Source organism: Corallococcus sp. CA047B (assembly GCF_003612065.1).
In the GTDB taxonomy this organism is placed as follows: domain Bacteria; phylum Myxococcota; class Myxococcia; order Myxococcales; family Myxococcaceae; genus Corallococcus; species Corallococcus praedator.
In genome coordinates, this window is record NZ_RAWD01000332.1 from 1 (window position 1) to 9,968 (window position 9,968).

Here is a 9,968-nt window from a genome sequence, read left to right on the forward strand (position 1 = left end):
GCCACCTCCTCCCCCAGCGGGGCCAGCGCGCGCGCATCCTCCAGGAGGAGCGGCACGGACTCGTGAAGCTGCTCCGTGGCCGCCTTCACCACGCCCCGCGCCATGGCCTGGGCGCGCTCCCCCGGCTTGCGGATCTCATCGGTGCGGGAGTGGGCGAACAGCAACGCCTCGTCGAAGAGGTGGTTGAGACGCACCACGAAGGCGTGGAGGGGCAGGCCGCCCTCGTTCCACTCCCGCGACAGCGCCTCCAGCGCCCCCGCCATGGCCGCCCCCGCCAGGGAATGGGCCGCGACCGTCGGCGCCACGCGCTCGCGCTCGGCGGCCTCATGCGCCAGCCGCCCCAGCACCGTGAGCGCATCATCGAGGAGCGCACGCAGCTGCCCGTCGAACTCCGGCAGCTCCTTGCGCAGCCCGTCCGCTGAGCCGTGCACCGCGCCGCTCGCGGCCTCGCTCGCGGCGAGGCGCGCCAGCGACAGCGACAGGTTGCGAAGCGCCTCCACAGGACCCATGAGCCGTCTGCCCTGCATCACCCACCCATCCTTCCCGTCGGTCCGGCTTCGGCGGATGAAGAGCGTTCCACAGGAGGGTGGGAACGCGTTGGCTCGGAGACAACACAGGGCCGCCGAGTGGACCGAGCGCCAGGGCCGCGACAAGGCCGCGTGCGAAAGCAGCCGTCACGACCTCCCGTTCCCCTGCACCTCCTCCTTGCCAGCAGGGCACTGCACCTTTGGGACGTTCTGGAATCCAGATACCCACGACGCGTGCGGAGGAGAAGCCATGGCGAAGAAACAGGCGAGGAAGCAACCGAACATCCTGGTCATCTTCGGAGACGACATCGGCTGGTTCAATCCCAGTTGCGACCACCAGGGAGCCATGGGGTACCGCACGGGCCTCACCAAGGTGGGGCTGCCCGGCGCGAAGCTGGGCCTCCAGCCCGAGGATCCGACCATCGCGGACCTGCTCAAACCGCTGGGCCATGTCACGGGCCAGTTCGGCAAGAACACCTGGGCGACCGCGACGAGTACCTGCCCACGGTGCACGGCTTCGATGAGTTCTTCGGCAATCTCTACCACCTCAACGCGGAGGAGGAGCCGGAGAACGTGGACGACCCCAAGGCCCGCGCGGTGTGTTGCATTGCTGAGCCAACCCGGACGGCACGCAGCTCGACACGCTGGATGCGCTGGGCATCACCGAAGACACCCGCGTGGTGTCTTCGACGGCTACAACCTCATGCCCTTCCTCGGCCAGTTCCTGAAGACCTTCGAGCAGTTCCCGCCCTGCCAGCGGCCCCACCCGAGGAGGAGACGGCCGCGAGCGAGGAGCAGCCCGCCGTCCACTGACCCCGCGGAAAGAGCGGCCGGAATGAGCCCCTCGAAAAAGCAAAGGCCTCGCGGCGCGCTGCTTCGCCGCGAGGCCTTCCGCACTGCCTGCGTCAATCGCCCGGGGTGGCCCTACTCCTGGACGTCATTCACGTGGTTGAACACCTCTCCGGGAGCAATGGCCTTGCCCTTCGCGTCGGTGCGCTCCGCGGTGGAGATGCTCCACACATCCAGCGTGTCGTCGTTGTCCACATTGCCCACGCACACGGCCGTCAGGGTGCATTCGGGGCATTCGCCCTGCACGCCCGGCTCCACGCCGGCGTTCTCCAAAGCCGTCTGGATTCCGGTCGGGTCGATCGCGGTGAAGCGCTCGCTCACCGGGATGAAGGAGTCCGGCAGGCGCAGCACGTAGGCATAGCGGTTGCCAGGCTCCGGCGCGAAGCCCAGCTCCGTGAGGGACCCCAGGGGCTGCTCTTCCGCGAGCCGCGCCTGCGCGGAGAGGTAGATGGACTTGAGGTTCACCTTGCACTCCGCCTGCTTCGAGCGCGCCTGGAACCGGATGAAGTTGGGAATGGCGATGGCGGCCTGGATGCCGATGAAGAAGAAGGCGGCCACCGACACGATGAGGGCCGCGATGGCGAGCCCCTTGCCGGACTGCCCCGGCTTGCCTGCCTTCACCAACGCGACAATGGACAGCACGACGGCCACCGGCCAGAAACAACCCAGACACAGGCTGGCGATGGCGAAACCCAGGGCAACCCCAGGCAGTACGGACTTCTTCGGCGCGGCGGGAACATCGTCGGACATCGTGGGCATCACTTCCTCCAGGGCGCGGGACCCTAGAACGCCTCACGTCATCGAGTCACGCGGAGTGCGACTCAAGCCTTCGCGGCGCGCTTCTTCGCCACGAGGTCCTTCCACAGCCCCGCGTACTTCTTGCGGTACTTCGGATCTTCTTCGGTCTCGATGAGCGACAGCGCGAGCTGCTTGAGCGCGTCTTCCTTCACGACGTCGTAGGTCTTCCGGAAGACCTCCAGGATGTCGTAACGGACCAGCGTCCCGTTCTTCTCCGTGGAGCACTCCCGGAAGCGCTGGGACAGACGGTCCACCACGGCAGCCTGCAAGGCTTTGTCCACGGGCGCATCGGTCACGGCCATGAGGTGCCGGTAGGAGGCATAGCGGGAGTCAGCGTCCTCGCTGCGAAGGTTGACGAAGTGACTCTGGATGTTCGCGTCCATGCCCTGGCGTTCTACCAATCCATCCGGCCCCAGACATCCGCGATACGCTCCCCGGCCTCTCCATGACCGTCTCCTCGCCCCTGGATGCCCCGGACGCAGCCCCTCGCAGGAACAAGCGGTGGTGGCGCATCCCCCTGTGGATCCTCCTGGGCGTCGTCGTGCTGGAGGTGCTGATCAACGTGGCGCTCAACGTCGGCGTCGTCCAGGCCATCATGCGCCGGGGGACGGACCGCACGCAGCTGTCGTGGCAGCGCGCCTGGTGGCTGTGGCCCGTGGGCCGGCTGCACCTCAAGGGCTTCACCCTCACCAACCAGGACACCGAACGCTGGTGGAAGGTGGAGGTGGATGCCCTGACGGCCGGGATGTCGCTGACGGGCCTCTTGCGCAAGCGCGTGGACGTGCACGGCATCGACGGGCACGGGGCGACCTTCCACCTGGAGCCCTCACCCGCGCCCGAAGAAGGACCGTCGGATCCGAACGCGCGCCCCTGGGTCATCAACCTGGAGGACGTGACGCTGCACGGGGTGCGCGAGCTGGACTTCAGCCGCGTGCGCTTCGTCGGCGCGCTGGACGTGAATGGAGCCCTCAACCTCCAGTCCCGTGAGCGCCTCCAGGTGGACCTGCCGTCGGTGCGCGTGGCGGAGGGCTTCATGGAGGTGGATGGCAAGCGGGTCGCGCGCCTGGAGGCGCTGTCCGCCAGTGCCCGCCTGGACGCGCCGTTCCAGGGTGAGCAGGGCTATGACCTCTCCCAGGCCATTGGCGGGCAGGCCCAGGTGAAGGTGGACCTGTTGCCGCTGGACTGGGTGAACGACCTGCTGGGCCCAAGCGCCCCGGTGTCCTTGCGCGGCGGGAGCGGGCGGCTGGACCTGGACGTGCGCATGCAGCGCAACACGCTGGAGCCGGGCAGCCGGCTGGAGGCCCGCGGCGCGGAGCTGGATCTGCGCGCGGGCCCCATGCGCGCGCGCGCCCCCTGGAGCCTCAAGGCGTCCATGGACGAGGAGCGCCCGGGACAGCCCGCGGGACAGCTGCACATCGCCTTCGCGCCCGTGAAGGTCTCCGGGCCCAAGGGCAACGGGGTGGAGGTGCCGGAGGTGGCCCTCACCGTCCTCGCCCGGCGGCGCGAAGGGCAGCCGGGCTTCGACCTGGAGCCGGAGCTGAACGTGGCGAAGAGCCGGCCGTTGGACCTGCGGCTGCTCAACCCGTGGCTGGAGCAGACGCTTGAAATCGACTCCGGGCACGTGACGGTGCGCAGCGAGGAACGCTCCAAGAGGGCGAAGGCGCGCAAGGCGCTGGAGCTGCGCATGGACACCGACCTCGTGTCCGGAAGCATGGGCAAGCACAAGGTCCTGCTGCGCGCGGAGGTGGAGGTGGATGCGCGGCACCTGTCGTGGGACATGAAGGAGCTGGGCCTCGCCGGCACGACGCTGCGGCTGAGCAATGTCTCCTCGAACGGCCCCGTGCCCATCCGCGCCTGGAGCGGCACGTTCAGCCTGCCGCGCGCCAGCCTGACGCTGTCGCCCACGGTGCTGTCCGCGCGCTTCTCAAGCCAGCTCACCGACACGCAGCCGCTGGTCGCGCTCATCACCTCGTCGAAGCGCCTGCCCGCCTTCCTCACGTCCCTGCTCAACATCCCGAAGGTGGAGGTGACGGGGCAGGTGCAGATCGACGAGCGCGGTCTCCAGGTGCGCGAGCTGAAGGCGAAGGGCGACAGCTTCTCCCTGGAGGGCCACCTGGACCTCGTGCAGGGCAACATCACGGGCGCCCTGCTGACGACGCTGGGACCGGTGACCGGCGGCATCGAATTGAGGCCCGGCGACAACGGCCTGCACCTGGTGAACGCGAAGCAGTGGTTCGCTGGACAGCAGGCGCCACCCTTCCGCTGACAGCTACTGCGGATGGACGTCCCACCCGCCGTGCGTCAGGTAGGGCGCCACGGCGCGCAGGAGCACGTCCAGGTCCACGGGCTTCTCCAGGAAGCCCTCCACCCCCAGGGCGCTCATGGCGTCCCGCCCCGCGCACAACGCGTACAGGACGATGACGGGGATGGAGGCGAGCGCCGGGTCCGCCCGCTGCCGTGCGCGGAACTCCCAGGCGTCCATGCGTGGCATCCGCAGGTCCAGCAGGATGAGGGCCGGGCGCAGGCCCTGGTTGAGCAGGCGCATTGCTTCGTCCCCGTCGCGCGCCAGCACCACCGTGTGCCCGTCCAGCTCCAGGGCTTCCTTGTAGGCCCGCAGCAGGTCCAGGTCGTCGTCCACCACGAGGATGCTGTTCCACCAGGACATGGGCCTCTCACTTCCGCCCAGGAAGGTGTCCACCGGCCGGGGACTTCGCCTCGTCCCGCGGTCGGGGGCAGGGGTTTTGCGTGCCCTTGGACGCGCAACCGTGCGACAAGACGGGCGCTGCGACACCCTCTGGAGGACGGCATGGCGGAGATGACCTACCGGACGGCGCTGGTGACAGGCGCCTCGAGCGGGCTGGGACGTGGACTGGCGCTGTGGCTGGCGAAGCACGGCCTGCGCGTGTTCGCGACCGGGCGACGGCTGTCCCAACTGCAGGCCCTGGCGGCGGAGGCCCAGGCCGCGGGCGCCACCGTGGAGCCCGTCGTCATGGACGTCACCCACGCGGAGGCCGCCCAGGAGCGCATCCGCGCCATCGACGCGGAGTGTGGCGGACTGGACCTGGTCGTCGCCAACGCGGGCGTGGGCGGCCCCACGCACGGCAAGCGCATGGACTGGGACAGGGCGCGCGCCATCATCGACACCAACGTCACCGGCGCCGCCGCCACGCTGTGCGCGGTGCTGCCCCAGATGGTGGAGCGCCGCCGGGGCCACGTGGTGGGCATCTCCAGCCTCGCGGGGCACCGGGGGCTGTCAGGCCACGCGGCCTACTCGGCGTCCAAGGCCTTCCTCGCCACCTTCATGGAGAGCCTGCGCGTGGACCTGAAGGGCACCGGCGTCGGCGTCACCTGCGTCTTCCCGGGCTTCGTGAAGAGCGAGCTGACGGCGAAGAACCGCTTCCCCATGCCCTTCCTCATGGAGACCGAGGACGCGGTGGAGCTGATGGGCCGCGCCATCTTCGCGGGCCAGTCGGAGGTGAGCTTCCCCTGGCAGGTGTCCGCCTCCATGCGCGTGCTCAAGGCGATGCCCAACCCGCTGTTCGACGCCACCGCGCGCCGGCTGAAGTGAAGGAGCCCTCCGTGACGACGACGCCCGAGTCCTTCGCCCAGCGCTTCGCCCGGCTCGCCGACGCGCGCTCCCCCTTCTGCCTGGGCCTGGACCCGTCGCGCGAAGTGCTCGCCCGCTGGAACCTGCCGGACACCGCGCAGGGCCTGTCCGACTTCTGCGACCGCCTGGCCGACGCGGCCGGAGAGCGGCTCGCGGTGGTGAAGCCGCAGAGCGCCTTCTTCGAGCGCCACGGCCCCGAAGGGCTCGTCGTGCTCCAGCGCGTGCTCCAGCGCTTCCGCGCCGCCGGCACCCTCACGCTGCTGGACGTGAAGCGCGGCGACATCGGCTCCACCATGGACGCCTACGCGGAGTCGCTCTTCGGCAGGGGCAGCGCGTACGACGTGGACGCCGCCACCTTCACCGCGTACCTGGGCCTGGGCGCGCTCGCGAAGACGGTGGAGCGCGCGAGGGCCCACGGCGCCTGCGCCTTCATCGTCGTGCGCTCGTCCAACCCGGAGGGCGTGCCCGTGCAGAACGCCACCGGCACCGACGGCCGCACCGTGGCCCAGTCCCTGGCGGATGGCCTGCGGGAGCTCAACGCGAAGGCGGGCCCCGGCGTGCTGCCCGCGGGCGCGGTGATGGGCGCCACGCTGCCGCCCGCGGACCGCGACGTGGTGGAGCGCCTGGGTGACGCGCTCCTGCTCACGCCGGGCATCGGTTCGCAGGGCGCGGGCTTCGCGGATTTGCCGAAGCTCTTCTACCGCCGCGAGCGGCAGGTGCTGCCCACCGCCGCGCGCTCGGTGCTGGAGGCCGGGCCGGACAAGGCCGCGCTCCAGGAAGCGCTGGAAGCACATCAGGCGCCCTCGCGCGTGTTCCGCGAAGGCGCCTGACGGGTTGCTACCGGTGATGCGGCGCGCGGGTTACTGCGCGCCCATCATGAATTGATCCACGCCGACCTGGTTCTTGTCGGGCACGGCCTCCTTCGGCTCGGTGCCCTTCTTGAAGAACATCAGCTCCGCGCCCTTGGCGCCCGGGTGGGACACCTTGCCCGTCTTCTTGTCGATGTAGAGCCGGGCCAGTTCCATGGACTGCCAGGGGTAGAACTCCGGCTGCGGCCGGCCCTCCAGCGCGCGCTTCATGTAGTTGAGCCAGATGGGGAGCGCCGCGCGGCCGCCCGTCTCGTAGCGGCCCAGCGGGTGCGGGTTCAGGTCGTAGCCCACCCACGCCACCGTCACGAGGTCCTTGGTGTACGCGGAGAACCACGCGTCGAAGGAGTCGTTGGTGGTGCCCGTCTTGCCCGCCGCCGGCTTGCCCAGCTTCTGCGCGGGGCCACCGGTGCCCTGGAGCACCACGCCGCGCAAGAGGTGCGTGAGGATGAAGCCCGTCTCCGAGCTCATCACCTGCTCGCCCGGCTCGAAGAGGCGCGCGTAGCCGGCGGCCACGCGGTCCTGCAGCGGCGCCCACGCGTCGTCGAAGGCGGTGTGGTCCTCCAGCGTGCGGCCGAAGCGGTCCTCCACCTTGCGGATGAAGTACGTGGGCTTCTTGCGGCCGTAGCGGTTGAAGGTCGCGTACGCGTTCGCCAGGTCCAGCGGGTACACGCACGAGGAGCCCAGCGCGGCGGAGAAGTCCATGTTCATGGGCGTGGTGAGGCCCAGCTTCTTCGCCCAGTCCGCCATGTTGTGCACGCCCACCGCGCCGAAGGTCTTCACCGCGGGGATGTTCATGGAGTTCACCAGCGCCGTGCGCAGCAGCACGTCACCCACGAACTCCTCGCTGTAGTTGGCCGGCTTCCACGACACCTTGTTGTCCGGGTCGTGCTCCACGATGGGCGAGTCCACGATGATGGTGGCCTCCGTCCAGTTCAGCTGCTCCAGCGCCGCCGAGTACACGAACGGCTTGAAGGAGCTGCCCGGCTGGCGGCACGCCTGGAACGCGCGGTTGAACTCGTTGTCGTCGAAGTCGTAGCCGCCCACCATCGCCGTCAGGTACTGGCGGTGCGGATCAATGGAGACCAGCGCGCTCTGCGCCTCCGGCGTCTGCTCCAGCCGGAAGAGCTTCACGCCCTCCTCCGGGATGGCCTCCGCCAGCTTCTTGTCCCACTGCTCGCGGTCGTCCGTCAGTTCCTTCTTCGTCACGTGGCGCAGCACGATGACGTCGCCCACCGCCACGGCCTTCTTGACGGAGGTGATCATCATCGCCGGGTAGTAGCCCTCCGGGTTCACCTTGCGCGCCCAGCGCATGCCGAGCAGCGGCAGCCGGCCCGCGTGCGGTCCCACCTGCACGTCCGCGCCCCTGCCGTCATCGTCGATATGGGTGACGACACCCACGTAGAGCCGGTTGTCGACCAGTTCCTCCTTGCCCATCGCCTTCTTGGACTTCTCGATGAAGGCGCGGCGCTCTGCGTCGGTGGTCAGCTGCTGCACCGGCCCGCGCCAGCCCTGGCGCTTGTCCACGGACATCAGGCCGTCCAGCACGGAGTCCTGCGCCGCGCGCTGGCGCTCGCTGTCCATGGTGGTGAAGATCTTCAGGCCGTCCTTGAGGAGCACGGGGTTGCCGTAGCGGTCCACCACGTCCTTGCGCACCTGCTCCACGAAGTACGGGGCGAACTCGTGGAAGACGTCCTCCACCGGGTACACCTTCACGGGCTCGTTGTTCGCCGTGTCGTGCTCCTCCTGGGAGATCATCCCTTCGGTCAGCATGCGCCCCAGCACGTAGCTGCGGCGGCGCTTGGCGGACTCCGGGCGGAGGAAGGGCGAGTAGCGGCTGGGCGCCTGGGGCAGGCCCGCGATGAGGGTCATCTCCCCCAGCGTCAGGTCGCGCACGTCCTTGCGGTAGTAGTTCTCCGCCGCGCTCTGCACGCCGTAGCTGTGGTGCCCGAGGAAGACGTTGTTCAGGTAGAGGTACAGAATCTCTTCCTTCGTCAGCGCCTGCTCCAGCCGGAAGGCGAGGATGGCCTCGCGAATCTTGCGCTTGGGCGTCTTCGCGGTGGCCTCCTTGTAGCCCTCCGCGGAGATGAGGACGGCCTTCGCGGTCTGCTGCGTGAGCGTGGAGCCGCCCTGCACGCCGCCGCCGCGCAGGCCCAGCTTCGTCAGCACCGTCTTGGTGACGGCGCGCGTGGTGCCCAGCACGTCCACACCGAAGTGGTCGAAGAAGCTGGAGTCCTCGCTGGCGATGAACGCCTGCACGAGCCGCTTGGGGATGCGCTCGTAGGGCACCACCTTGCGCCGCTCGTTGTAGAACTCGCCCGCGAGCACGGCGTCGTCGGTGTAGACCTCCGTGACGATGGGCGGCCAGTACTCGTCCACCTTCGGGATGGCGGGCAGCCCGTCGGAGAAGATGTAGTAGGCGCCCACCACGGCCAGCACCGCCGCGGTGGCGCCCATCAGGCCCAGCACGGCGGTGAGCTTCAGGAGGCGCACGAGGATGTTGCGCTTGGGCGGAACGCCGTCGAGCACCAGCTTGGAGCGGCTGCGGTCAGTCTTCGGATCGGCCATGCGTGTTCTGTCGAGTCCTGGGCTCAAGGCTTAGAGGAGCGCCGCCCGCTTCAGCACATCCGTCAGCTCTGGCGGGAGCGGAGTCTCCACGACGACCTTCCTGCCATCTTCGGGGTGCGGAAATTCGATGCGCTCGGCGTGCAGGAACAGACGTTTGAGCCCCCATCGCGCCCGCACGTCGCGGTTGAGGGCGAAGTCGCCATACTTCTTGTCACCCACCACCGGGTGACCCACGGCGACCAGGTGCCTTCTTATCTGATGCGTGCGCCCGGTCTCGATGGTGCAGGAGAGGAGGGCTGCCTCGCTCGACTGGCGCACGACCTTCCACCGGGTGACCGCCGCCTGCATGTTGACTCCCCGACGGGACTTGGACTCGGCCGTCTGCTGGTGCTCGGCGAGCGGCAGGTCGATGACCCCTGAATCCTTGGGCATCTTCCCCTTCACCAGGGTCAGGTAGCGCTTCTTCGGGTGGCCATTCGTGAAGATTTCCGTGAAATGCACCATCGCCGGGCGGCGCTTGGCCACCAGGATGACGCCGGAGGTCTCCCGGTCCAGGCGGTGGGCGGGGGAGGCGGTGAAGTCGTTGCGGGTGGCCTTGGGGCCCAGGTAGGCCCGGACGTAGTCCACCAGGGTCCCCCCGGTGATGCCGCTGCCGGTATGGACGGCCATGCCGCTGGGCTTGTCCACGGCCATCATCCAGTCGTCCTCCAGGAGGATGACCAGCCGGCTGGGGTCCACCGGCGGGGGAGGGGG

Annotated in this window: 8 protein-coding genes and 1 pseudogene; 3 read left to right on the top strand and 6 right to left on the bottom strand. The window is 69.2% G+C overall.

From position 1 onward, the window contains the following. From D7X74_RS34365 to D7X74_RS34380, 3 genes and pseudogenes are all read right to left on the bottom strand, one after another. A pseudogene (locus D7X74_RS34365) lies at positions 1 to 509 on the bottom strand (hypothetical protein); the annotation flags it as partial. 942 nt (positions 510 to 1,451) lie between these two features. Continuing rightward, positions 1,452 to 2,135 carry a pilin gene (locus D7X74_RS34375; RefSeq protein WP_120537227.1) on the bottom strand — a complete coding sequence of 228 codons (684 nt, stop codon included), beginning with the start codon at positions 2,133 to 2,135 and terminating at the stop codon, positions 1,452 to 1,454. Between the two features lie 62 nt (positions 2,136 to 2,197). After that, positions 2,198 to 2,557 carry a hypothetical protein gene (locus tag D7X74_RS34380; RefSeq protein ID WP_120537228.1) on the bottom strand — a complete coding sequence of 120 codons (360 nt, stop codon included), beginning with the start codon at positions 2,555 to 2,557 and terminating at the stop codon, positions 2,198 to 2,200. Positions 2,558 to 2,619: 62 nt separating this feature from the next. On the opposite strand from D7X74_RS34380, the gene D7X74_RS34385 reads away from it, so the two are divergent. Next, complete coding sequence (locus tag D7X74_RS34385; RefSeq protein ID WP_120537229.1) at positions 2,620 to 4,440, top strand: hypothetical protein; 1,821 nt, start codon at positions 2,620 to 2,622, stop codon at positions 4,438 to 4,440. A 3-nt stretch (positions 4,441 to 4,443) separates the two neighbouring features. On the opposite strand, the gene D7X74_RS34390 is transcribed toward D7X74_RS34385, so the two are convergent. Beyond that, complete coding sequence (locus D7X74_RS34390; RefSeq protein WP_120537230.1) at positions 4,444 to 4,839, bottom strand: response regulator; 396 nt, start codon at positions 4,837 to 4,839, stop codon at positions 4,444 to 4,446. A gap of 141 nt (positions 4,840 to 4,980) precedes the next feature. Here D7X74_RS34390 and D7X74_RS34395 point away from each other — a divergent pair, with 141 nt between their 5' ends. Next, a complete protein-coding gene (locus tag D7X74_RS34395) occupies positions 4,981 to 5,742 on the top strand; it encodes an SDR family NAD(P)-dependent oxidoreductase (protein WP_120537231.1) in 762 nt (253 codons plus the stop codon). 11 nt (positions 5,743 to 5,753) lie between these two features. Next, positions 5,754 to 6,611, top strand: a complete 858-nt coding sequence (gene pyrF, locus D7X74_RS34400; RefSeq protein WP_120537233.1) for an orotidine-5'-phosphate decarboxylase — start codon at positions 5,754 to 5,756, stop codon at positions 6,609 to 6,611. 30 nt (positions 6,612 to 6,641) lie between these two features. Here the strand turns inward: pyrF and D7X74_RS34405 are convergent, their stop codons facing one another. Next, a complete protein-coding gene (locus tag D7X74_RS34405) occupies positions 6,642 to 9,215 on the bottom strand; it encodes a penicillin-binding protein 1A (RefSeq protein WP_120537232.1) in 2,574 nt (857 codons plus the stop codon). A gap of 30 nt (positions 9,216 to 9,245) precedes the next feature. After that, the coding region (locus D7X74_RS34410) for an RluA family pseudouridine synthase (RefSeq protein ID WP_147446783.1) at positions 9,246 to 9,968 on the bottom strand (723 nt) is incomplete at its 5' end.